Raw genomic sequence first — 24,968 nt, 5'->3', positions numbered from 1 at the left:
CTCCAAACCTGAAGAATATTTTAATTTTTATAAAATTAACAGAATAAAACACAATCAAAGACGTGAATATTCAAGCAATTGTATGTTTCGTTAAGAATTTTCCAACAGATCAGCTGAAAGTTTCAATGCGGAAATCGCAAGAATGGGAGATACGTAAAAAATGGAGACCTTGGACAGGTTTTTCCTGAGGCCCTCAATGCCCCGCCAGGCCAGATTATACACTGTCTTGATATTGACGTTCATCAATGCGGCTACTTCTTCATAAGACAGGTCCTCATAGTAGATGTGGTACAGCGCTTCCCGTTGGCGCAGTGGCAACCGCTCCATGGCTAGCTTGAGCTTCTCTGCGACCTCTTTTTCAGAAACATTCGACTTATTGAACTGCTCGAAAGATTTTTTGCTCAGCAACTGAGCCAGGCCAAATTTATCCTCACTGGCGTCAGACTCCCACTTTTTCTGGTCTTTGTGAAAAACGGAAATCTTTCTGCGCAAGGCCCGCATTAGGTAAAAACGGATGTTGCTCGTCTGTCCCAACTGACCTCTGGTACTCCAAATGGTCACAAACAAATCCTGAATGACTTCCTTCACCAGAAAAGAATCTTTGGTGAAATTCATTCCATAGTTGTACAAACCATCTACATGGGCATCATAGATTTTGGAAAATGCTTCCTGGTCCCCTGACCGAAACAAATCCCAAAGCTGCTCATCCGAAGAATGATCAGCGTGCTCATAATGCCCAATGAAATGAGTATTCAAAATATATCAATTAATAGCATTCGAAATTTTGAATAATTAAAAGAGTGGTGGTTTCTTCCTTTTATAATTATCAAAATCTAAATTTAAAAGAAAAAGAATCGTAAAAACAAATCCGACACTCGGCGGGATGTTGTGAAAACATGGACACTCAGAAGTGTTTTTCCCGACTTCATAATGACCATTTTCACCTTTGAACTAACGAAATTACAACTGACATTAGCACCAAAAAAATCACTTTAAGACATGGAAGACCTGATCGTTTTTTTTGAAAATGTACCCACCTGGTTTCGCTCACTGATTCTCATTGGCGGCATTGTGATATTTTGGGTTTTTGAAGGTGTTTTGCCGCTTTTCTCTTTTCAGTACAAAAAAATAAGACATGCAGGTCTGAATCTTTTTTTCACCTTCACCACTGCCATAATCGGCTTTGGTCTCGCGGGTGTTTTGCTGATGGCCTCAGACTATGTCACCACCCATCAAATCGGCCTCCTCTACCTGATAGAAATGCCCCTTTGGCTGCAGGTAGTTGCCGGAATTTTACTCCTGGATATGATTGGTGCCTATTTCATTCATTGGACCGAACACAAGGTGAAATGGATGTGGAAATTTCATTTGGTACACCACAGCGACACCACCGTGGACGTCACCACAGGCCTGAGGCATCACCCCGGAGAAACGGTTTTTCGCATCGCATTTACCATCCTGGCGGTGATGGTGGTGGGCGCACCTATGGGCATCGTGATGCTCTATCAGTCTCTTTCCGTCTTGTTTGCGCACATCACACATGCCAATATCAACATGCCTGCCCGGGTAGACAAACTGCTCTCGTTTGTATTTGTGACCCCAAACATGCACAAAGTGCACCATCATTTCACCCAGCCCCTGACCGACACCAACTATGGGAACATCTTTTCTTTCTGGGATCGCATCTTTGGTACCTATGCGAGCGTAGAAGATACGAGGAGTCTGAAGTATGGCATAGATACCCATATGAAGCCAGAAGAAAATGACCGCCTGGGCAACTTGCTGGGCATTCCTTTTCAGGCTTACCGCACTCCGTCGGGGAAGTTTTCTGACCCGAACCTGAAAGAGCAAAAAGCATAATCAACTCGATGAAATACCTTCTTTTACTTTTCGTTTTTCCTGGGATGGGTTTGCCCATGCAGGAAAAAGGTGTGACCGTATTTCATGAACAGCTCCCGGATAAGTCTATCCGCATTTTTGCGAAAAACCTTACCGAAGTGCCCCAAAGTGTGAAAATAGAAGGCACCATTAAAGGAATGGAATCTTCCGAATCGCTACCCATGGTCCTGCTGGTGGCACCCGGCGAAACCAAATATGCCTTTTTGCTCACCCCGGAAAAAGGCACTTCTTATTCTTACAACTACAAGTACACTTATATCCAGGGGGACGTAACTGCCGTACATAACGACGACTATGTCTATCAGCTCCCTTTCCGAAGAGGAGAATCTTACCTGGTGGGACAGGGGTACAACGAGCGCCCCACACATATGGACCAATATGCCGTAGATTTCAACATGGACGAAGGCACCACCATCTGCGCCATACGAGACGGTGTGGTGATGCAGGCCGTAGACAACAACTCAAAAGGATGCCCAAAAGAAGAATGCACACAGTATAATAATTTCATACTGGTGCGCCATGAGGACGGCAGCATCGCTGACTATTCGCACCTGAAGAAGCGCGGTGCTCTGGTAACCATCGGGCAGGAAGTAAAGGCCGGACAGCCCATAGGCCTGAGTGGCTCCACCGGCTGGGCCAGCGGCCCACACCTACATCTGGAAGTATATGTGATGCGCTTCACGGGCCAGCAATCCGTCAAAGTGGAATACCACCTAAACAAAGGTACCATCGGTATCCCCAGAAGTATGGAGTCCTATACCCAGGAGCTTTAGAATCAGTCGTAAACCGGCTTTCTGAACCACACGTCCCGCATACTCACATTGAGGGTAAAGGTGTGGGTCTGCTCATAGATCAATTGATTGGATCGGGTACCCATGCTACTATACTGGTAGCCGAGATTGATCATCCCATAGCCTCTGTTGACAGGTAGACCAAGCCCTATGGAGGTGGCAGCATTGGTATAATTGGTGTTTCGTACCACCGTATAGTTGGTTTTCCACTCATACCCCGCACGCCATGAGATTCGGTTGAAGTAGGATACTGAAGCAGGATTGTTAACAAATTCAGCCCCCAGGCCAAAAGAGAGCTGATCCCGATATTCAAAGCCTTCGCCTCCTTCATTCACACCCCATTTTTCCACTTGTGATTCGCCGGAAATACGCCATGACCCTAGCTGATACTCTATGCCCAAGCCCCATTTTTCTGGTAGGGTGAGCTGCTCCTGCCCCACAGTGGTGAGGCTATCGTAAGTGGCCCTGATCACCTTATTTTCTGTATCAAACGTCATCTGGTATGCAGGCCTATAGGTGGCACCAATGGTCAATCGCTGACCGTCGGGCACCGGTATGGTATACTGGCCTCCAAATTCGGCAATGAATTTCCGAACGGTCCTGTTTTGCTCCACTTCCAGGCCACTCACAAGGCTATTTCCAGAAATCGTCTGCAATGAAGACAAGTTGCCCAACAAGAAGCTCCCTTTGACACCCAGATTGAGCCTTTTCGTCACCCGCTGACTCGCACCCAAATAAAACCTGGTGATCCCACCGGTTCCCTGATAGCGAACACTATAGCTATTGATCAGCGAGGACAGCACGTAGGAGTCTGTCACATCATACCGCCCATCACTGAAAGCCGCAGCTCCCAGGGTTATGGCTGACCCCTTGCCTGTTCTGAGCCACAGGTTCATCCCTTCCAGGCCTCCCAACATGGTAGAGAAGGACTCTCCGCCAGCGGATTGGTGCAGATTTTTGAGTGAAAGATCTATGTCAAATATCTGCGTGGGGCCTGAGATGGCATTGAGCGCTGCGGGGTTCTCCAGGTTGACATAAGAAGTCGACCTGGAGCCAATCCCGGCATTGCCCATGGTGCGGTATCCACCAATTCCCTCGCCTACCAGCGTACCAAGTCCAAAAATGTTATACGCCGAACCTGTGGTAGACTGCCCCTTCGTCTGCAGAAATAAAACCAAAAGCAGCAGCACCAACCAGGTGCCCTTCTTGTCAGTCATATTCGTCATATTCTGCTAAAGGATCAAATGACCAAATGTCATCAAAACGCTGACTACTGTTTCTGCCGGTGGCTATATAGGCTTTATTAGACACTACAAATGCCACAGCATTGGACCTGGAAGAACCTTCAAAAGCTGTGATGTCGTCCTCCCACTCATTGGCGTCAGGGTCATAGCTATAAACACTCGATGTGTATGAATCTGAAATCCCCGTGGCCAGATAGCCCAGACCATCCACCGAAAAGGAGACACCGTTGTACCGGCTAATCGCGCTTAGGTATGTCTCATAAGTATCGTCCTCATCATAGAGGGTAAGGTCAGTCCAGCTCTCATCAGACGGATCAAATCTCCAAAAATCATAAAGATACACTCCGTTGTTTCTGCCCGTAGCAATGTACGCCTGGCCATTGATGACAAAAGCCGTGGCACTTTCTCTTTTGGATCCGTATAAGCTCACGACCTGCGTCCATGAGTCACTCGTGGGGTCGTATCTCCAGAAATCCTTCAGGTAGTTTCCGTCATACCCCGTGCCAATGTAACCATTGCCCTCCAGTGCAAACCCCACCGCGGCATAGCGCTTGCTTCCCGGGAAATCAGCCTTTTGAGTCCACGTGTCCGTATCCGGATCATACTCCCAGAAGTCATTCAGCTCTTCTTCGTCCAGATCATCATTGTATCCGGTGCCCAGGTAGCCTTTACCATCCAGGCTAAAAGACACAGTAGACAACCGTCCCACACCGGGAAAAGAAGCCATCTTCTGCCAGAAGTTTTTGGATGGATCAAACCTCCAAAAATCAGTGAGGTAGTCATCTCCGTCTGAGCCTAGCCCCACGTAGGCATAGTTACCAATAGAAAAGCTGATCGCTCCGGATCTGGTAACTCCCTCAAAATCTGATTGCTTGACCCAATTGCCATATTCAGAGGTATCAGTACTTTCATCACAACTGGTGATCGAGAGTAACAAAATGGCCGATAAAAAGCCCAATAATTTAGTTCGCATGGTTTATTTTGTTGAAATGGTATATAGAATTAATTCGCTTTGCAGGGATGCGTCCCCAAGAGCCAATGAATTAATGGACGTATTGAGATAATCATCGTCCATGGTAATTAAAATCGCATATTGGTTAATCACGAGCGGTTCCAGCAGGTTTTCTACCAGTGTGCTCACATCCAGAGTATAGTAAGTATCTCTACCAAACTCATCATCATTGTGCAGGGTAGCATAGGTGAGGTCTTCTGTCACCGTTACATTATAATCGTTCACATAAAAAGCCTTTAACCGCTCCGGAAAGGGCGTATCCTCCGAATTTTTAGCAGTAGGATACAAGCGCAGCTCTGCGGAGGCAATAAGATAGTCGTCTCCCTCGAGCAGGAGATTTCTGATCGATGGGAAATCCACCCGAATGGCATACCCGAGGCCCCCTACCACCAGCCCTACGTGCCCGGTCTCATCAGATGATACCTCATCTTCCAGGGTTTTGAGTGCTGCAAAAGCCTCGTCTACATTGGTTTGCTCAAGGCGTGTGTAGTGGGGTGCTCCATCAATAGAAAACTCAAAATACTTCTGCGTGATTGGTAGCTCATCAGGATTTGAATAATAAAGCCTCATACTGACTCCCTCCGTATCGAATCCGAGAAAGGGTGACAGCTCAGTACTATCAAATCGTACCCGGAGTCCGTTGAGGTATTGTTGAAATTCTGAATCGGAATAGTAGATCTCATCCTTTTCCCGGATTTTTTCGAAAAGGCTTTCCCCAAAATCTGCATTCAGCGTAATTTCAATTTCCTCCAACCGGTCTTGCGAAAGTCTGACCCGCTTCCGCCCCAGCTCAAACAGGTCTCCCAGTGTGGCCTTCTGTTCGGAAATATTATAGAGCTGGCCATCACTTCGGTAAGCCAGGTCAGCACTCAATCGCTCCACCACCATCCATCGATAGACATCCTCATCCAACCCATAAGTGTAACCATCTGGAGTAAGCACGAGTGTAACCGAATCAAACAACTCCCGGTCCTCTAAATCATAAATGGAGTAATCGGATGCCGGCAAGAGCAAAAAGTAAGATTCAGCTATGACGTCCCCCACATAGTCATAGGATCCCCTTCCTACCATCAGGCGGCCAGTACCGCTGGTGGGTAGGGAGTCAAACTTCACGGTATACATCTGAAGACTCACTGAATCCACGTAGGAAACCTGAAAATTTTCATCTCCGAAAAACTCATCTCCAATCAGTGACGACTCTGAACACCCCCACACGAGGGCCAGAATAAACATTCCCAATAGACTATTTTTACTTCTTCTGATCATTCAATCGCCGCTTTGTACCAAAAATTTATTTTATCTGTACGCCGATAACCGGGTGCCAGCATTGGGCCTATGCCCCGACCACTGTCTTCCACCTCAAACCCGACAGCCAGGCTTTCCAATCCTTTTTTACTTTTCATCTCAAGAAACTTCAAGGGTATTTTAAATTCATAAATCAGGTTGTTACTCAAACTATCTAACCCCATCACCACATCCAGGTCCAGCTGGAGCCGTGATTTCTGCACGACCAACATTTGGTTGGAAATGACTCCCTTCAACCCAAAATCATCCAACCCGGGTTTTGGGACTCTGAAATACCTGGTGTATCCAGGCGAAGGATCAGGTTTACTCCGATCGATCACCGGGTAGCGAATCCCAATACTTTTCACCTTTTTCCCATCAGGATTTAGCCAGAGGGTAAGTCCCCAATCAAACATCAAGCGTTTGGTCTTCTCACCAATTCCCTCCACCAGCACATAGGCGAAATACTGATCCATGGCCAGCGCGTAGACCAGCTCCCCAAATTCCGTTCGATCAAAATCCTCAGACCAATCATTCGCTTTGCCATCGATGGTCACAGGATCATTGATGAAAGGCACCACACCAGCAGGAGCACAGGCCCCCAGGCCCAAAATCAATATGGCCGCCGCTGACTTCATCCCCTAGTTGGCATTTCGGAAATTGTAAGAAAAATTGACCATGAAGTAAGTCCCCAAAACCTCTGTCTGGGTATCCTGAACGTATGTCTCTGTCACCTCACGGGAAATGCTCGTATTTTGACCAAGCAGGTCGAATATGCTCACACCAATTTCTCCCCGGTCTTCCAAAAATATCTTTTTCCCAATGGAAGCATTCCAAAGAGCATATTGCTGATTGTACGAATCTGAGAGACCAGCATAAAGCTGATGACTAAAGTCTGTCCTGAAAACGATCTGCGCAGGAAGGATCAGGTTTAGCCTGGCTGAAGCCACCTGATAGTAATAATTATTATTTAGCTGCGGCTGAAAGGTGTTTTTGACGATATAATAGCTCCCATCATACGAAAGGGTAAAATCTACCTTCTCACTGATGTTGCTGGAAAGCACCAACCCCTGCCCCAGGCCCGTAGACCGTGATTTATTGACCTGACCATTCACCTGTCCCGGGGTGAGTGTGTAACTAAACGTGGTGTTGAAGTTGAGCCCTGAGGACAAAAAACTCAATGGCAGGCCGTAGGTCGTAAACACCTTGCTGTTCAGGTATCCATTCATATTCACGGGTTGGGTAAACTGTCCTCCGGACAGCAACCGGATCCCATTCTCCAGAGTAGTATCCTGAGCGGCTGTGAAAGTAGAACTGGTGATATAATGATTCGTCTGGGTGGTAGAAACCATGGCAAAAAAGCTTGTTCCCCGCTGGCTATTGGCTGCCCCATATCTGGACATTAGCGTGTGCGAATAGCTCTGTCTCAAATTGGAATTGCCAGACTCCAGAGACAATGGGTTGCTATTATCCACCACATCCTGCAGGTCTGTGACCGAAGGCTCCTGAGTATTGGTCCGGTAGAAGAGTCGGATGTTCTTACTATCGTCAAACTCATACCTGAGCATCACTGATGGCAGTACGTTTTGGAAACTTCGGCCCAGGTCCTCACTCGTAGGAAAAGTGCTTTGGCCGGAGAGCAGGGCATACTCGTAAGCCAGGCTTGCCCTGAGCATCATCGAAGATTTACGATACATGTACCCGGTACTCCATTGATGGGTCTGGTATTGACTTTCGAATACACTGGACAAAGTGGTATCCAGTTGGGCATTTTGCTCAACATCAAGGCCGAAAGTTTCCTTGTTCGAATCATTATAGGTGATGCCTGCGGCATAGCCCAGCTCCAGCATAGACGCATCGCCTACCCGCTCCGTAAACCGGAGGTTTGCAGAGTATGTGGCAGTATTCACTTCTGCATCTGTTCGCTGGTTGGTGGTGTCACTGGTTCCTTCCTTGCTGGTATAGCTCGTGAGGGCATTCAGCAGCGTTTCCTGCTGCACATGATTGACAGTAGACCTTAGTCCCAGGGAGATGGTTCTGCCGGGGGTGTTCATCCGATGCCTGATCAATAGGTCATTGGACAAATTATAAGCGCCACTCTCAGTGGTGCTTTGAGTCTGTGTGGTACTGAGTCGGCTACCATCTGCGGCATCAAACATCCCCTGTAGGTCTGTCTCTGACAGGTTTTGCTGAAAGCTGATCCGTGGCGTAAACAAGATGGAGGTCTTATCATTGAGGGAATAGTCCATCCGGAGGTTAATCCGATGGTTATCATTCTCACTATCAAAATTATACGTCTCCTCATACCGCTGGTCCTCGGCGCTACTTAAGAAATATTCCTGATGAGTGAGCTGATCATTGGAGTTGTCACTGCTGTTGTAGAAATAGCTGGTGTTTAGCTTTAAACGCTCTCCGACATCATCGGTAAAGTTGACCCCAAAAGACTCGGTCTGAGAAATTCCGCTTTGCTGTCCGGTGAGAAAATCTGACGAACTGCTCCCGGAGCCCACACCTCGACCCGGAGGCCGTCCTCCACCTGGTCTTCCCCGCTCTGCTCCACTTGATACACCGACCAGGTCTTCGGACGAGAAATTCTGCACATTGATGTTATTGCTAAGACCAACCAATGTTATCCTTTGATCCGCATTAAAAAAATTGACATTCCCGCCTCCATTGTATTTTTCATCTGGCCCTGCTCCGATGTAGGCTTTCCCAAACTGTCCATTCTGAAACTCACGTTTGGTGATGATGTTGATGGTTTTGGTGGTATTACCGTCATTGAAGCCTGTAAACCTTGACTGTTCGCTCAATTGATCGAATACCTCTATCCGGTCTATCACCTGCGCGGGGATGGTCTTCAGGGCTATCGAGGGATCATCTCCAAAAAACACTTTCCCATCTACCAATATCCTCTTGACGGATTCCCCCTCAGCCTGTACTCCGTCACCATCCACTATCATTCCCGGCATCTTCCTGATCAGATCTTCAGCACTGGCATCAGGGTTGGTCTTGTACGCATTGGACAAATACGCCGTGGTATCCCCACTGATGATCACCCCCACAGTCTGTCCCCTCACCTCCACAGCATCCAGCTCCATGGTGTCATAGGCCAGCTTGATCACACCCAGTTCCAGTGAACCCTGAATCCTGATGATCTTTTCATAGGCCTGATAGCCTACACTTCTGACCTCCAACTTGTAAAAAGCCGGGGAAATGCCTGAAAGCTGAAAGTAGCCATCAGCATCTGTCAGATCAAAGTGCTGAACTGTGGAGTCCTTAATACTTGCAATGGCCGCAGTTGCGGCCATTACGGGTTCACCATCCCCTTCACTCAAAACCCTCCCTGCTACTTTCAGACCCTGCCCGGTAACCATCACAGTTCCAAAACAGAAAAATGCCATCAGGAGCTTCTTCATTTGCCACGTGGGCCTCTCCCTTTTCTGGCAATGAGTTGCTCGTATTTCGCATACTGCTCATCAGAAAGCACATCTTTCATCAGCTCATTCTTCTCCTTGTTAATCACCATCATTTTTTCCCTGACCTCAGGTGACGGCCCATCCGTTGAAGCGGTTATTTCCTGCACCTTTTCAAGGTGGTTTTCATAGATCTGATCTATAACCACCTGCTGATCCTCCGTCAGGTCTTCCATACTTTCCAGAACATTTTGTTTTTCCTGAGACACCCTCTCTGCCGGATCAAACGAACCACGCTGAGCCATACCTTGGTAGCCCAGACAAATAAGTGCGGCGAACATTGTTACTTTTAATGCATTCATATTGTGCCAGTTTTAATGTGTCATCGAAAGTAGGTGTGGGGAAAATCCTGTTCAAAAGATTTCAACCAACCAGGTCAAAATCTCAATCAACCATCTGAAAAGCTCAAAAAGAGGGTTGAAAGAGCGGTTTGTTGAATAAAATGATGTGTTGATTGAATACACACGGGAGTTGGTAGAAATCCTCCAAAAAAGACGAGTGAATAGGGTACTATTACGCTATACTATAATTTTACACCCAGATGAGACTTAAAGAAGTAAGTATTCATATTATTTCCTGGCTGGCATTTTCGCTCATTGTTTTCTACTGGCAGACGAATATGTTTGAGGACTCCGATGCCCTGATCCAAACCGCACGGATGATCAGCGTTGGCATGGCACTTTTCTATCTTAATCTCTACGTGCTCCTACCCAGGTTTTTTGAATCCAATCAATTCATCAAGTACTCACTTTCGGTACTCGTCATTCTGGCAGTCGCCTATTTTCTTTTCTTTCTGACCAATGACCTCTCCCCGCGACCAGAAATGAGAATACCTCGTGGCATGAAGGAGGGTGTGGAAATGCGTGACAGACCACCTATGCCTCCCCGAAACATGAGCCGTATGGTGATTTTTACCATCATCAATGGTATCCCCATGCTTTTCTTCTCTACCATCATCTGGCTATCAGATGAAAATCGAAAAAGAAAGCAGCGCGAAGCAGCACTCATCAATGAAAATCTGGAATCAGAAATGCGCTTTTTGAAGTCCCAGATTAATCCCCACTTTCTTTTCAATGCGCTGAATAACATCTATTCACTTTCCCTCACCCAGTCCGAAAAAGCTCCCCAGCTGATCATCAAGTTATCAGAGATGCTGAGACATGTGGTCTACCATAACACCAGCCCCGTGAAGCTTGAAAATGAGATTGGCTACATTCAAAACTTTATAGACTTTCAGAACCTTAAAATAGGGGAACCCATAGACGTGTCTTTTCACCATGAGGAAGCTGATAAACACCTCATCATCGAACCCATGCTGCTTATCCCCTTTGTGGAAAATGCCTTTAAACACAGCAACATCGAAAACGACCCGAAGGGATTCATTCATATTGCCATCACCACCCAACATAATAAGGTAATCTTTGACATCCGGAACTCCATACCAACGATGCAGCACACCAAAGACAAGACTTCAGGCATTGGTATAGAAAATGTGACCAAAAGACTGGCAATGGGATATCCGGGAAAATTTCAATTTCTCAAGGAGATCGAGCAAAATGTATTTCACGTAAACCTTCAGATTGATTGTAAATGAACTTCAACTGCCTCATCATAGATGACGAACAGCCTGCCCGGGCCCTTATCCGCACTTATGTGGAAAAAATACCCGGACTCAACATCCTTGGTGAGTTCAAAAATCCCATGGAGGCCATTTCCACAATCTCCTCCAAACGGGTTGACATCCTTTTTCTGGACATACAAATGCCCGGACTGACCGGACTGGAGTTTATCAGAACCCTCAGCCACAAGCCAGACATCATTCTCACGACGGCCTATTCTGAATATGCACTGGAGGGCTACGAGCTGGAAGTAACGGACTACCTGATGAAACCTATAGCTTTCGATCGGTTTCTGCGTGCGGTCAACAAAGTCATCCAGAAAAAGCAAGCACCCTCAGAAACTCCACCTACGAATACTTCGGAGCATTTTCTCATCAAATCCGACGGTCAGACCCACAGAATTACCCTAACGGATATCCTTTACATAGAAGGACTCAAGGAGTATGTCACCTTTGTGCTCACCGACAAAAAAATCATTGTACTGGAGTCGCTGCGAAAATTGGAAACCGAGCTACCTCAGGAAGCTTTCATGAGGGTGCACAAGTCTTTCATTGTGAACAGCCATCGAGTAGACAGCCACTCCGGCCATGATCTCACTATCGGGTCAAAAAAAATCCCGATAGGTGCCAGCTATCGGGATGAAGTCCTGAATAAACTTTTTTAAAACTCGCAGTTGCCAGGTGTACGTGGGAAGGGGATCACATCCCGGATATTGCCCATGCCTGTGACAAACTGGATCATCCGCTCAAAGCCCAGACCATAGCCACTATGTGGCACCGATCCAAACCGGCGGGTATCCATATACCACGACATCTCCTCCACAGGGATGCCCATGGCTTTCATTCTTTCGGTGAGCTTATCCATCCGCTCCTCACGCTGCGACCCACCGATGATTTCTCCGATACCCGGAAAAAGGATGTCCATGGCGCCTACGGTCTTCCCATCGTCATTTTGGCGCATGTAGAAAGCCTTAATGTCTCGTGGGTAGTTATAGAGGATCACAGGTTTTTTGAAGTGCTTCTCCACCAGGAAGCGCTCATGCTCTGACTGCAGGTCTGCCCCCCACTCTTCTATGAGGTACTGAAATTTCTTTTTCTGATTCGGTTTTGACCGCTTCAGGATCTCGATGGCCTCTGTGTATGTCACCCGTTCGAAATCATTCTCCAACACAAACTTCAACCGTTCAGTGAGGGTCATCTCTGCACGCTCTGTCTGAGGTTTGTTTTTATCTTCCTCCTCTGCTCTTTTCTCCAAAAATGCCAGGTCGTCCGCACAGTTGTCCAGCGCATATTTCACCAGGTACTTTAGCATCTCCTCGGCCAGGTCCATGTTGTCCTTCAGGTCGTAAAACGCCATCTCCGGCTCGATCATCCAAAACTCCGCCAGGTGTCTGGTGGTGTTGGAGTTTTCTGCCCGAAAGGTTGGCCCAAAAGTGTAAATTTCGGCCAGGGCCATAGCTGCCAGCTCTCCTTCCAGCTGACCAGACACCGTGAGGTTGGCTTCTTTTTCGAAAAAGTCCTTCTTAAAATCTATTCCGCCTTCCTCATTCCTGGGGATGGCATCCAGCTCAAAGTTGGTCACCTTAAAAGCCTCACCCGCACCTTCAGCATCCGATGACGTGATGATGGGAGTGTTGATGTAGAAAAATCCTTTATCATTGAAAAACTGATGCACCGCAAAAGCCATGGAATGGCGAACCCGCATGATAGCGCTGAAAGTATTCGTGCGCAGACGCAAATGAGCGATCTCACGCAAAAATTCAAGGCTGTGCTTTTTGGGCTGCAGCGGATACTTCTCCGGATCTGCTTCCCCGAAAACCTCAATACTTTCGGCAATCAGCTCACACGACTGACCAGCACCCTGAGAAGCCACGAGTTTCCCGGTGGCAGCAATACTGGCTCCTGTGGTCACTTTTTTCAGCACCTCCTCACCAAACTGCTCCACGTCCGCTACTACCTGAATGTTATTGATCGTAGAGCCATCATTCAGCGCTATAAACGCCACATTTTTGCTGGCTCGCTTGGTCCTCACCCAACCCATCAGGGTCAATTCCTCACCTATTGGCTCTCTGGCCAAAACTTCCTGGATTTTCGTACGTTTTTCTCTCACGGGATCAATAACTTAAGTCTGTTAAAAACAGGGCAAAAAAACGATAATTTACCGTTTTAATCAAAGAATCCTTTAAATATGAATAATTTTGGTTTTGAGCTAAACTGAACAATGCAAAAACTCAACCTTACCCAATCATTATCCCAAAAACTGTCTCCGCAGCAGATACAGTTTATAAAGCTCCTGCAGGTGCCCACAGCAGAGCTGGATACCCGCATAGAGGAAGAGCTGGAGATCAATCCTGCACTGGAAGAAGGCTTACCTGAAAAGGAAGATGACTATGCGGATGATGCCCCGGACGAGTTTGACAACTCTGAGCCCACCATCGAAGAGTACCTGCATGATGACTTCTCAGGTTACAAAATGCAGGGGGACGGCCGCAATCCGGATGAGGATGATAAAGAGATGCCCATCTCTGTGGGCAGCACCCTCCATGAGCAGCTCATGACCCAGTTTGGTTACCTCCGGCTGGACGAGCGCCAGCATGTGATCGGTGAGCAGCTCATAGGGAGCATAGATGCAGATGGCTACATCCGCAGGGAGCTGGAGGCCATCGTCAATGACCTGGCTTTCGCCCAAAACATAGAAACAGATGTGGAGGAGCTGGAGAGCATCCTCTATAAGATTCAAAATTTTGACCCTCCGGGAGTCGGTGCTCGAAACCTCCAGGAGTGTCTCCTACTCCAGCTAGAGCGCAAGGATGAGGAGCTGGAATACCTGGAAATCGCCAGGCTCATCGTGGACAAGTGCTTCAATGAATTTTCTAAAAAACACTACGACAAGATTGCCAAAAAGCTGGGCATCGAAAGCGAAGAGGCACTGAAAGACGCCATCGCCATGATCACCAAGCTCAACCCCAAGCCAGGCGGAAGCGGCGAAGATTTGGTGAAAACCCAGTACCTGATCCCTGACTTTATGCTCACCAACAACAATGGTAAGCTGGAGCTCACCCTCAACTCACGCAACGCCCCGCAGTTGCAGATCAGTAGATCCTATTCCGACATGCTGCATGCTTATGACAAGAGTGACAAGCGCGACAAAAAGCTCAAGGAAACCGTCACGTTCATTAAGCAAAAACTGGATTCGGCCAAGTGGTTTATCGATGCCATCAAACAGCGACAAAACACCCTGCTGAATACCATGCAAGCGATTATCGACTTTCAGTACGAGTATTTTCTGGAAGGTGATGAGGCCAAACTCAGACCCATGATTCTGAAGGACATTGCCGATACCATCAACATGGACATCTCTACAGTGTCTCGGGTAGCCAACAGCAAAGCCATTCAAACCGAATTCGGGATTTATCCTTTGAAATATTTCTTCTCTGAGGGCATCGCTACGGACTCCGGTGAGGATGTGAGTAGCCGTGAGGTGAAACACAAGCTGAAAGGAATCATAGAAGGGGAAGACAAAGCCAAACCACTCTCCGATGACAAACTCGAAAAAATGCTCCGTGCCGAGGGCTACAACATCGCAAGACGAACCGTAGCTAAATACCGCGAGCAATTGAATATTCCGGTGGCCAGACTGAGAAAACAACTCTAGGTGACGGGCTTTTTAATGAAAATCATCTCGGCCCTTTTTCATCCGCTGCTCATGGCCACCTACTGTAGCGTACTGTTTTACCTGATGGTACCAGAAATCTACAGTCCTATACCCCTGCAGTCGGTGCCTTATTTCATCGGTGCCATATTCATGACTACCAGCGTGGTTCCTGCCATGAGTATTCTTTTTCTCAAGCTCACTAAAAAGGTTTCTAACCTGGAAATCACTAAACTGGAAGAAAGGTCGCTCCCTTTCCTCTCTATCGGGGCATTTTATGGGGTGACCACTTATATGTTTTACACCAAAATGAGGCTCCCGATCACCCTCCTGGTGATTATGATCGCCGTGACGGCCATGATTTTCGCCATTTTTCTGATTAGCCTCAGGTTCAAGATTAGTGTGCATTCCGCAGCTGTTTGGGGGGTAGCCGGGCTGTTCTCGGCATTCAGCATGAAGTACCTCTCCACAGACCTCATCATGCCGCTGGCCGGCCTCTTTCTGATCGCCGGCCTTACCACTACTTCACGCCTCTACCTCAACAGGCACACGCCTGGTGAAAGCTGGACCGGGGCTATTTTTGGTTTTGTTTTCTGTTTTGCAGCACTTTTCTTCTTTGGTTAGAAACCGCTGAAGGTCACCCCGAGGGTGTAGGTCTGAGGGTTTTTGGTGCCGTCAGGAGAACTGGTAAAAACGTTATTGAGATAGGTCTTGTAGTACACATGAAAGGTCTTGAAACCAAATCTTGCCTGAAGACCATATCTGAACCTATTGACGTTGAAGTCGTCGTAGAGTTTTTCCTTAATCGAATTATCCCCCTCATTATACTTGATCTTGGTATGTGGAGAGCCCACACGAATGCCACCGATGGCTCCAAGGCCGATAAACCAGCCCTCGCCGCCTACCGTACCCAGTGGGTGAATCCTGAATTCCACCGGCACTTCAAAATAGTTGGCCACCAGCTTATTCTTGGTAAGCGTGACACCACCAATAGAGTCCAGAGATATATCGCCATTTGAATCCCGCAGCCAGGTTTGATTGTCATCAAAACCGTACTTTTCGAACGTAAACCCTACACTTGGGTAAAAAGAAATGTAGTCGTTGAAACGAACCCGAGAGTTATAATAGATGCCAAATGAATTGGAGCTCCACATGCGGGTGGGCAATGCATCAGGTTTTTGTGTCCAAAAGTTGAACCCATAGTCCAGCATCAGATCGCCGGGAAGGTCAGGCTGCTTTGGTCGTGAATTGTCCTGTGAAAACGCTGTGAAAGTAAGTGTCAGTAGAAAGGCAACTCCGCAAATTCGCTTCATATTCATTTTTAATTTCGCGCAAAGATAGAATCTATTTTAAAACCTACAGGATTAACGATGATTTATACCACAAATTATTAACTTTGTGCTCGATTTGATTCGGACGAAAAAATACATGAATCTCTGCGGGGTTTTGTGTTGTTGATCGGACGAAGATACTTTTAGAGGAATGATTTCACAGAGATCGTTGTTATAAAAAGTGTTAAAATCGAAAATGGCTTCCTAGCTCTCCCGATAGCTATCGGGAGAATACCTGCCTTGCCAGCAGGCAGGGAGCACCTGATTACGGCAATTAAAATATGGCTTCCTAGCTCAACTGAATAGAGCACCTGATTACGGCTCAGGAGGTTGCAGGTTTGAATCCTGCGGAGGTCACTAAGAGAGCAAAACCTGTCGCGCATGCGACAGGTTTTTGTGTTTCAGAGGCGATTTGAATTTATTCAAGGGAGCCTTTGAAATACAAAATCCACTTGAATCGCAGATTCAATGGTTTTGCTATCGGAATTCGGAACGATTACAGGATCTCGGAAAGTAATCCTGCGGAGGTCACTAAGGGTCAAGCAGAATTTCTGTGGGGAGATTGCATTAAGGATGGATGGAGAAGTTGTGATCTGATACCTTATATACCTCAATCTAGTTGATTGGCCACTTACCCTTCATTTTCTTTGCTTGCCTAAAGAAAACGAAGCAAAAGAAAAGGCACCAACGCAAAAAATCATTTTGACTCATGGTGTTTAGGCTTTTTTAGGAATTGTTAGAGTCAAAATGATTCACGCTTGCCTTGGATGCCCCGCCCTCCTTTGCGTCCCTCCATTTCTGAATCCGCAGTGAATTAATTCGTCTTTACAAAATATAACTATATAGTGATGCCCCACAATTTTATTGCTTGATGCATCAAGGATCAAGGAGTAAAGTTGTGGGAAGATTGCATTAAAAGTTGATGGTGAGGTAGTGAACTGATAACTTAGTTTGCCTCAATCAGATAGCCTGGCTACTTACCCTTCATTTTCTTTGCTTGCCCCGGGCCGCGTAGGCAAAGAAAACAATTGGTGATCCCACAAAATGGCACCAACCTAGCCAGTCGCATGCAAAAAATCATTTTGACTCATCTCGTTTGCACTTTTCGCGTTCTTTAGCATATCCGCTTTTTGAGTTCTTCTACCGCAAAGTTTCGCTCGCGAGCTCTGCCTACTCTGAGCGCATCACACAGGGCCATTACTTCATAAAAAACCGGATCTTTGAGGCAGGCAGCCGGCACACTTGGATAAAGAGGCTCTACGGCCTGACCTCTTACTGTTCCATCGTAATAGGGCCAAACATAAGGTGCGTCGCTCATAATCTCATTGTCCAGAGGTGGTGCACTATGTGCGGTAGGCATGCCTCTCACCAATGCACCGGGTTGCTGTGGATACACGTACCGAAGACCGTATTGCAAAAAATCCATTAGGGCTTGGCGCATGAGCTGCTTCTTATCCTGAAACAGTAGTCCCGCAAAAGACGAGCGGTTGAGGCTCTCACTGACTTCACTGGCGCTAATCTCCAATTCTTGAGAAAGCGCTTTCATGTTCCAGGACTGCTCCCCTTTGATGGCAATTTTGAGCAGGATGACAATGTCCTGCGGCCGCATACCGCTGTGCTTTTTCATTTGATAGAGTTTCCTTTCAAGTAAAGGTAGCATTTTAATTCGCGAATCGCGAATTAGGAATCATTACACATTCTCTTGAGGAGATTAATAATGAGCATAAAATGCCCTCCACAAATTCAAAGTATAGAGCACAATAGTTCATTTTCTACCAACTATCCTCTTCCACCTCTTCTTCAATTTTCGTTGAAAGCCTGAAATACTCCTTGAATATGTTGAGACTTGGCTTCAAATTATCATATTCTGGCAAATCCGATAACTCATCATCGATGATGTCAAAAACTTTATAATTAGCAATAACAATACACTTCTTCTTACCTCTTGTAATAGCCACATTCAATCGATTAGGGCTATAAAAAAAATCCAATCTTCTTTTCGATTCCAGTGGATGCGAGTTTGACATACTATAGAGGATATAATCCCTCTCTTGCCCCTGCATGCGATCAACGGTATCGATAAAAAGTGATTCAGTTCGTTCTGTGTCAATTCCTTTTACAACCCGATTTAGTGCTTTTTTGATTTCACGCACCTGAGCTCTGTAAGGTGTTATAATACCTATATCCCTTAACTCAGCACCGTGTTCTACTAGATCTTTGAGAATACCAGCAACAATACTTGCTTCGTGTGGGGATCTCCCTTGAGAATCAAACACCTTGTGCAAATACAAGACTTTTGGGTCTTCATTATTCAATACTTCTGAATAATGATTGCTTGGTATTTGACTATTTTCAATATTCGGCGAAACTCCTGAAGTTAACTGATCACTATAAAAAAGCTTATTAGGTATGCGAATAAGTTTGTCATTCAATCTGTACGAAATATTCAAAAGCGTTTTATCGTTTGGATAAAGCCTAACCAACCTCCGAAAGACCGATTCTGAAAACATGGACACTCCAGTTCCTGAGGGCATAATAGGATCAAGCTGTTCATGATCACCAACAAAGACAAACTTGTTGGTTTTTGACATAACCGAAACGGCGAGAGGAATGCTCATTTGTGCCGCTTCGTCTATTAGTGCCACATCAAATTCCCAATTATTTAGACGCTTGGATGCTGGGTAGCATAGAGAATATGGAGTGCCTCCTATGACAATTCCCTCCTTGCTCATCTCATTAACAGACTCAAAACTTTCTAAGGACAACCTTGTCTTTCTTTTAATATGCGGGTTAGTTAGTATCTCTGCCGCTTGATACTTCTCTCCAATCTTTACCACCTTGCTATCTTCTTTTACCCTATTAGCAATGGCATTCAAACAATTGTTGATGGCTGTGTGGGTAGGGGCAGTAACAAATACTTTTTTGCCAGAACGTAAGTACAGCGCCGCAATGTGCGCTATGGTTTCTGTTTTTCCCGTTCCGGGAGGCCCCTGAATCAAATGGAAATTAGGAGACAAAACCGCCTTGGTGACAGCTGTGTTTTGTGAGTCATTTAAGCCATTATAGCATTTATCTGAGTTGATCGGATTAGTCAATGCTCCAGAAAAAAGACGCTCAATTTTATTAAGTCGAGCACTATCAGACTCCAGATTACCCGCTGTGGCTGAAAGTAGTTTTAAGGTGAGATCGGTTTTTACCACATTGATCTCCCAATTATTTTGGTTATAACTTTTTGAGTCTAAATAACATGCTTTCACATCATAGTCATTTGGAGCCAAAACAAATCTTTCAAGTGTATCTTCCAGTATATCCATTTTAAACTCATGACTACCATTGCTCAACACCACCTGTGCGCCTTCCCGGAACTTTGAGATATTATTATCACTAAAAATTTCAGCTGAGCGAAGGAACTTATATGGGTAATTCAAATGTGGACACCATTGGTTAGGCGCTTCCTCGTAAAAATCAAATATGACCTTGAGATTGGTCATCGTCACACCCTTGGCAACACGTTCGTCAAGAGGTAAGGCTATTTGCTCTTCATAGGCCTCATCATCCTTTTGTTGTTGAATGACTATTGCCTGCTTAAAATCATCTAATACGGACATATCTATATTTTGTGGTTGATTGAGTCCAAGATGATCCTAACCTCTTTTCCCATCTCAGCTAGATTGATTCTATAATAATCGTCATATTTTTCGTGAAGCACGATCAAATTCATAGACGAGATGGGAAACCCATACTTCTTCTCCAAAATGTATTTATAAATATTCTGCTGCAGAGAGTATTTGTTATAGCTTGAATTATCTAGGTTACCCAATTCCGACAAAGCATAACCATAACCAAACTTTCTGGGGTAACCATCAATTACTAACTTTTTACTTCGTTTCCAGTCAATAATGACATAATCGTTCGAATCCGGTTTCTTGAACAAAGCATCTACAGTACCAGCAACATTGTATTCTTCCAGTAGTACTTTTTTTTCAGCCTCAACAAATTGAAACCCCTTGTCAACAATTACATGATTATAGAATCTTCTAAAGTGGGCAAATTCTTTAGTACACTCATCATATGACTCTCCCTTTAAGAATCTCTCTATTTGCTCGTGGAGATAGGTGCCCTTTTCTGCAGCCTCATCTCTATTTCTAAGAAATTCTTCCAATACCTCCTCTTCGCTAAGTCCTTCCTTTTTGACTTTCCCCTGAATGAATCGGTCAATATCAAATGGAAAGAATCGATCAATTAAGGTGGTAACTGATATATACTCTGCGTTTCCAGTTTCATCCTTTGGATGATGATATGTATGCGTTTCATCCTCAAAGGCAACATTACCTTGCAAGGCTTCCGATTTAGACCTTTTCGTTCTATTCAGACTTCTTTCAATGCTCTCATTTTCGTTAAAATCAACAATGATCTCTGAGGTTGCTTTTTGCTTACCAAATTTTTCAATACCTAAATATTTCTCTCTATAATGTGATTTCTCCCACCGAACAGCTTGCTGGTAGTCCCATTGAGGTTCCAAAGTGCAATTGGAAGATTCATCCAGTCGATACGTATAGATTGAATTCAGTACATCCTTAATATAGGCAATACATTGCTTCTCTTGGAGATGTACTTGATACTCAGTAAATCGAATAACCACCCATCCACTTTCTGTGAAAAACAAATCCCTGATATTATCTTTTTTAACAATCACATCTTTTTCGTCCCTGATAAATTCATGAGTTGGAAATCGATAATAGCCATCATAAGGTTCATCTATTTCTATATCTATGTATAAGTTAAGTTCCCGATCTATTAAAACAATGTCTGGCTCATAGGGCCTGCTATAGTGTGGGATAGCCATGTGCAAATCAACATCAACTTCCACTTCAGGTATATTGGCAATTATGGCTTTATAAAAATCGGCCTCTTTATATCCTTTACCCATTGCACGACGTTTTCTTGGAAGCTTTAAATATGACTCCTCTCTAGGCATTTTCACTACCGGATAGGTATACATCAAATCATCTTGCTCAAAAAACTGGTTGGGATGATACTTAATTTTTAAATCATCTGTTTGTTCGGGATTTTCTTCAGAAAGGATTTTTACAGTAACCTCCTCAGTTTTACTTGGGAGAGTTTGTCCGTATGCTGCCTTTGGCTCTAGTGCTATTAAAGACTCTGAAACTTTAACCTTTGCGTACTGGAATTTCTTTGAAAGAGGCGTTGTCCTTACTTTTGCTTTAGCTAATGCTGCCGTTTTTACTTTCCAACCTTCTTTTATCCTTGTAAAGAATTCTCTCTTCTGAAAATGACTCAGTTTTGCGGGTGAGTCCAGCTCATATTCAGCAAGCAAGGCAAGAAAAAATTCCTTGTACATTTTTTGTAATATGGATAACTCACGTTTTGCCATTTGCTTCTTTTTTTGATCACCCTACTCAGCTGGTGGATGTGATGCACTACGCTATTGAGCTCGTTGAATACCATCTCCTAAAAAATCTATTGATTAAACTCTTCCTCGAGATATGCAAAGTTTGAATGTGTCAATCAGATTATGGTTGGGTTCCATAAATCTAACTCTTTACCGTTAAAAGACATACAGGTTCATGGCATGAAAACACCACAAAAAATAGCACCAGGGTTGCCCCTGATGCTATTGGATGTTTTGCCTGATGGTGATTAGGAGCCGGTCCCTACCTCAGCACCGGATAGGGGTTGGGTGTGGTGGAGGGTCCATCCACTACCAACTGACCATTTTCTTCTATGCGCAGCTCGTCTATGAACAGCACCCTGTTGTCCCCACTGGCAGTAGTGCGGCCGTGATAAACGCAATACATCTTTGAGCTGTCGGGCGAAAACAAGACCATATTGTGCCCGGTGCCTGTCACATCGCCGCCCTGCTCCACATTCTTTTGCAGCACGGGATTGTTAGCTGCCTTTTGGAAAGGTCCAAGTGGCCCTGCACCAGTGGCATAGCCCACGGCATAGTTTTTCCCTGCATAGTAGTTGGCCGAATACATGATGTAGTAAGTGCCATTCTTTTTGAAAGTAAAAGACCCCTCCGTCCAGCGGCGGTTGATCTCCCGTGCGGTAACTGATCGGCTCTCCCACTCGGCTTGCTGATCATCCATTGTCACAGGTGGGTGCAGCAACAGCACCGGCTCACCGATCACTCCGCTGAAGTCCGGCTTGAGCTCTACACCGTAGACCCAGCTTTCTTCCACCTCCTCATACCAGCCTTTCTCCCGGGCCCAGTCGGCTACTTCACTCTCCACCGGATGCTTGTAGCAGGCACGGGAATAGTACAGGTAGTTTTTTCCATCGTCGTCCACAAAGACATTGGCATCAATGATCGGATAGCCAGGATTGAAAATAGGACGATCATACAAATCCACAAAAGGTCCTGTGGGGCTGTCCGCTACCGCCACACCGATCATGAAGTTTTCCTCTTCATTGGTGGGATTTTCCTTCCACTGAGCACTGAAGAAGATATAGTACTTGTCGCTGCGCTTGTAAACCTCTGGAGCCCAAAACCACTTCTCATTCCACGAACTGTCGGTATTACCATAGTACACCTGCCCTTCAAACTTCCAATTGACCAGATCGGTGGAAGAGTACGTGGCAAAGCCATCTTTCGCTCCTCCACCGGTGCCGTACATATAGTAGGTGCCGTCTCCATTGTCCAGAATATAAGGGTCGCCAAACTCTACATTGATGGGGTTGCTGTAGGTTTTGGTAGTGGCCTCTTGTTTGGGAGGCGTGGAGCAGCTCAGGCCTAAGGCCAAAACCGCCGCAATGGTGATATGGTGTAAATGTTTCATTCTTAGCTTATTTCTGTATCGCATTGATCACTGCCTGATTGGCTTTTCTAACTTCTTTTTCGTCCAGCTTGATCACCTTCCTGTCGTAGGTCATGAAGCCATTGACCTCCACTTCCACATCGGTCGTTTGGGTATAAATAGCAGCAGAAAACCCGGTTTTCGCCATGTCAGCCAGCTGTTGCGCATACTCCACATATTTTTCTGTTACCTCTTTGGAGGTTTTAAACTGCACGTAGCCCCAGTTTCTATCAGGCTCCCAAAGGTGATCTTTCAAGGGCAGCCCAATGCCGCCATATTCGCCCAGCACCGTCGGACGTTGTGCATCGTACAGGTACATTTCCGGTCCCGGGTAATTATGGAGGTCTAGCATAGAGCCTACCTGAAAATGATTACCCCCACTTGCCGGGTTCACGAGTCTGGAAGGATCATAGGCCATATTCCACTCCACGATCTCCTGAGTTTTAAACTGACCCCAACCTTCATTGAAGGGCACCCAGCACACGATACTCGGATAAGAATAAAGATAATCCATGATTTCTTTCCATTCCTTGCGGTAAATCGCTTCCGATTCTGCCGTACGTTGCAATTCGGTGCCAGTGAAATACTGGCGATTTTGCCAGATAGGCTGATCATCACCATTGGGCATGTCCTGCCACACCAGCACACCCATCCTGTCACAGTGAGTATACCATCTGGCTGGTTCTACTTTCACATGTTTACGGATCATATTGAAACCAAAATCTTTGGTCTTTTGAATGTCATAAATGAGCGCCTCCTCCGTAGGAGCCGTGTAGAGACCATCGGGCCACCAACCCTGATCCAACGGGCCAAACTGGAAATAATCCTTGTTGTTCAACTGAAGTCTGACAATACCCTTTGTATCTCGCTGAGTAGAGATCTTTCGCATGGCGAAATAGCTTTTCACCTGATCCCTGGCCACTCCATCACGGATAAGCGCAACTTCCAGATCATAAAGGAATGGTGACTCAGGTGACCATAGTTTGGGTGATGGTATCGTAATGACTGCCTCCTGTCCTACGGCGGTCTTCACCGTTTTGATCACATTCGCACCATCTTGTACTTTGATCTCAATCAGGTCTCCATAAGAGCTGCCTCGGGTCGCTACTTGCACGCTGAGGGTATTGTCATCAATGTTGGGATTGGTTCGGATATCTACTATGGACGTAGCATCCACTGGCTCTAACCATACGGTTTGCCAGATCCCGGTGACTGGTGTGTACCAGATGCCACCGGGCTTGTTCACCTGCTTGCCTCGGGGCTGCGGGCCAGCATCTGTGGGATCCCACACTTTCACGGTCAGTTTTTGTACCCCATCTTTCAGGTACGGAGTAATGTCAAATGAAAACGGCGTGTACCCACCTTCATGCGTACCTATTTTAATGTCATTGACAAACACCTCCGTGCGCCAGTCCACAGCGCCAAAGTGGAGCAAAGTATTTTTGCCCTCCCAGGCAGCTGGCACCTCAAAGGTGCGGCGGTACCAAACTACATTTTCTGCACCTACCATTTTCTGCACTCCGGAAAGGCTAGACTCCACTGGAAAGGGCACCAGAATTTGCTCACTGTATGCCTGAGGTTCGGTGGCATTGCGCTTGACCATCGCAAAGTCCCACAACCCATTCAGATTTTTCCAGTTGGCTCTGGTCATGATCGGACGCGGGTACTCGGGTAGCACATTGTCGGGATCCACTTCGGTAGCCCATTTGGTTTTGATTTTGTCACCTGCAGGCTTCCACTGTGCGCTTGCACTACAAAGGCCCAAGGCCAGTATTAAGGTTAGTACGTTTTTCATGATCATCGTATCCATTCTCTATTCTAAGGTAATAAGCGAACCCCTTTG

20 protein-coding genes and 1 tRNA gene are annotated in these 24,968 nt (G+C 45.9%); 7 read left to right on the top strand and 14 right to left on the bottom strand.

The genetic code is table 11. The annotated features are described in order from the left end of the window. Nucleotides 1–90 precede the first annotated feature (90 nt). Nucleotides 91–756 (bottom strand): RNA polymerase sigma factor, encoded by a 666-nt coding sequence (locus GV030_RS14615; protein ID WP_159583290.1) that lies wholly within the window; start codon nucleotides 754–756, stop codon nucleotides 91–93. A 243-nt stretch (nucleotides 757–999) separates the two neighbouring features. Between GV030_RS14615 and GV030_RS14610 the strand changes: the two genes are divergently transcribed. Beyond that, nucleotides 1,000–1,860, top strand: a complete 861-nt coding sequence (locus GV030_RS14610; protein ID WP_159583288.1) for a sterol desaturase family protein — start codon at nucleotides 1,000–1,002, stop codon at nucleotides 1,858–1,860. Nucleotides 1,861–1,868: 8 nt separating this feature from the next. Next, nucleotides 1,869–2,672 (top strand): M23 family metallopeptidase, encoded by an 804-nt coding sequence (locus GV030_RS14605; RefSeq protein ID WP_159583286.1) that lies wholly within the window; start codon nucleotides 1,869–1,871, stop codon nucleotides 2,670–2,672. Nucleotides 2,673–2,674: 2 nt separating this feature from the next. Here the strand turns inward: GV030_RS14605 and GV030_RS14600 are convergent, their stop codons facing one another. Genes GV030_RS14600 through GV030_RS14575 form a run of 6 tightly spaced genes read right to left on the bottom strand, consistent with a single transcriptional unit; the run spans nucleotide 2,675 to nucleotide 10,005 of the window. Then, on the bottom strand, nucleotides 2,675–3,907 hold the full coding sequence (locus tag GV030_RS14600; RefSeq protein ID WP_159583284.1) for a hypothetical protein: 1,233 nt from the start codon (nucleotides 3,905–3,907) through the stop codon (nucleotides 2,675–2,677). Then, nucleotides 3,900–4,907, bottom strand: coding sequence for a kelch repeat-containing protein (locus GV030_RS14595; RefSeq protein WP_159583282.1), 1,008 nt, complete (start codon nucleotides 4,905–4,907; stop codon nucleotides 3,900–3,902). The genes GV030_RS14600 and GV030_RS14595 overlap by 8 nt, the downstream gene beginning before the upstream one ends. A 3-nt stretch (nucleotides 4,908–4,910) precedes the next feature. Then, nucleotides 4,911–6,212 (bottom strand): DUF4270 family protein, encoded by a 1,302-nt coding sequence (locus tag GV030_RS14590; protein WP_159583280.1) that lies wholly within the window; start codon nucleotides 6,210–6,212, stop codon nucleotides 4,911–4,913. Then, nucleotides 6,209–6,868: a hypothetical protein gene (locus GV030_RS14585; protein ID WP_159583278.1), complete on the bottom strand. Its 660-nt coding sequence runs from the start codon at nucleotides 6,866–6,868 to the stop codon at nucleotides 6,209–6,211. The genes GV030_RS14590 and GV030_RS14585 overlap by 4 nt, the downstream gene beginning before the upstream one ends. Before the next feature lie 3 nt (nucleotides 6,869–6,871). After that, nucleotides 6,872–9,646: an outer membrane beta-barrel protein gene (locus GV030_RS14580; RefSeq protein ID WP_159583276.1), complete on the bottom strand. Its 2,775-nt coding sequence runs from the start codon at nucleotides 9,644–9,646 to the stop codon at nucleotides 6,872–6,874. Continuing rightward, nucleotides 9,643–10,005, bottom strand: a complete 363-nt coding sequence (locus tag GV030_RS14575) for a hypothetical protein (RefSeq protein WP_159583274.1) — start codon at nucleotides 10,003–10,005, stop codon at nucleotides 9,643–9,645. Before GV030_RS14575 ends, GV030_RS14580 begins: the two co-directional genes overlap by 4 nt. A 239-nt stretch (nucleotides 10,006–10,244) precedes the next feature. Here GV030_RS14575 and GV030_RS14570 point away from each other — a divergent pair, with 239 nt between their 5' ends. Together GV030_RS14570 and GV030_RS14565 are read left to right on the top strand one after the other, a co-directional pair. Beyond that, nucleotides 10,245–11,297 carry a sensor histidine kinase gene (locus tag GV030_RS14570; protein ID WP_159583272.1) on the top strand — a complete coding sequence of 351 codons (1,053 nt, stop codon included), beginning with the start codon at nucleotides 10,245–10,247 and terminating at the stop codon, nucleotides 11,295–11,297. Next, a complete protein-coding gene (locus tag GV030_RS14565; RefSeq protein WP_159583270.1) occupies nucleotides 11,294–11,986 on the top strand; it encodes a LytTR family DNA-binding domain-containing protein in 693 nt (230 codons plus the stop codon). The genes GV030_RS14570 and GV030_RS14565 overlap by 4 nt, the downstream gene beginning before the upstream one ends. Here the strand turns inward: GV030_RS14565 and asnS are convergent. Then, nucleotides 11,983–13,431: an asparagine--tRNA ligase gene (asnS, locus tag GV030_RS14560; RefSeq protein ID WP_159583268.1), complete on the bottom strand. Its 1,449-nt coding sequence runs from the start codon at nucleotides 13,429–13,431 to the stop codon at nucleotides 11,983–11,985. The two genes, GV030_RS14565 and asnS, sit on opposite strands and share 4 nt — an antisense overlap. 111 nt (nucleotides 13,432–13,542) lie before the next feature. Here asnS and rpoN point away from each other — a divergent pair, with 111 nt between their 5' ends. Together rpoN and GV030_RS14550 are read left to right on the top strand one after the other, a co-directional pair. Further along, nucleotides 13,543–14,976, top strand: a complete 1,434-nt coding sequence (gene rpoN / locus GV030_RS14555) for an RNA polymerase factor sigma-54 (protein WP_159583266.1) — start codon at nucleotides 13,543–13,545, stop codon at nucleotides 14,974–14,976. A gap of 15 nt (nucleotides 14,977–14,991) precedes the next feature. Then, a complete protein-coding gene (locus GV030_RS14550) occupies nucleotides 14,992–15,597 on the top strand; it encodes a hypothetical protein (RefSeq protein WP_159583264.1) in 606 nt (201 codons plus the stop codon). On the opposite strand, the gene GV030_RS14545 is transcribed toward GV030_RS14550, so the two are convergent. Beyond that, entirely contained in the window at nucleotides 15,594–16,286 is a 693-nt protein-coding gene (locus GV030_RS14545; protein ID WP_159583262.1) for an outer membrane beta-barrel protein, read from the bottom strand. The genes GV030_RS14550 and GV030_RS14545 overlap by 4 nt on opposite strands. A 301-nt stretch (nucleotides 16,287–16,587) precedes the next feature. On the opposite strand from GV030_RS14545, the gene GV030_RS14540 reads away from it, so the two are divergent. Then, a tRNA-Arg gene (locus GV030_RS14540) sits at nucleotides 16,588–16,661 on the top strand. 757 nt (nucleotides 16,662–17,418) lie between these two features. On the opposite strand, the gene GV030_RS14535 is transcribed toward GV030_RS14540, so the two are convergent. From GV030_RS14535 to GV030_RS14515, 5 genes are all read right to left on the bottom strand, one after another. Beyond that, nucleotides 17,419–17,931 (bottom strand): hypothetical protein, encoded by a 513-nt coding sequence (locus GV030_RS14535; RefSeq protein ID WP_159583260.1) that lies wholly within the window; start codon nucleotides 17,929–17,931, stop codon nucleotides 17,419–17,421. Between the two features lie 145 nt (nucleotides 17,932–18,076). Beyond that, complete coding sequence (locus tag GV030_RS14530) at nucleotides 18,077–19,912, bottom strand: ATP-binding protein (protein ID WP_159583258.1); 1,836 nt, start codon at nucleotides 19,910–19,912, stop codon at nucleotides 18,077–18,079. A gap of 2 nt (nucleotides 19,913–19,914) precedes the next feature. After that, on the bottom strand, nucleotides 19,915–21,699 hold the full coding sequence (locus GV030_RS14525; RefSeq protein ID WP_159583256.1) for a hypothetical protein: 1,785 nt from the start codon (nucleotides 21,697–21,699) through the stop codon (nucleotides 19,915–19,917). A 280-nt stretch (nucleotides 21,700–21,979) separates the two neighbouring features. Further along, nucleotides 21,980–23,107: a glycoside hydrolase family 43 protein gene (locus tag GV030_RS14520; RefSeq protein WP_159583254.1), complete on the bottom strand. Its 1,128-nt coding sequence runs from the start codon at nucleotides 23,105–23,107 to the stop codon at nucleotides 21,980–21,982. 7 nt (nucleotides 23,108–23,114) lie between these two features. Further along, nucleotides 23,115–24,920 (bottom strand): glycoside hydrolase family 2 protein, encoded by a 1,806-nt coding sequence (locus tag GV030_RS14515; protein ID WP_221413348.1) that lies wholly within the window; start codon nucleotides 24,918–24,920, stop codon nucleotides 23,115–23,117. Nucleotides 24,921–24,968: the final 48 nt, after the last annotated feature.

Source organism: Marinoscillum sp. 108 (assembly GCF_902506655.1).
Lineage (GTDB): Bacteria > Bacteroidota > Bacteroidia > Cytophagales > Cyclobacteriaceae > Marinoscillum > Marinoscillum luteum.
Note: the sequence above shows the minus strand (reverse complement) of the source record. Positions and strands in the feature narration are given on the sequence as shown.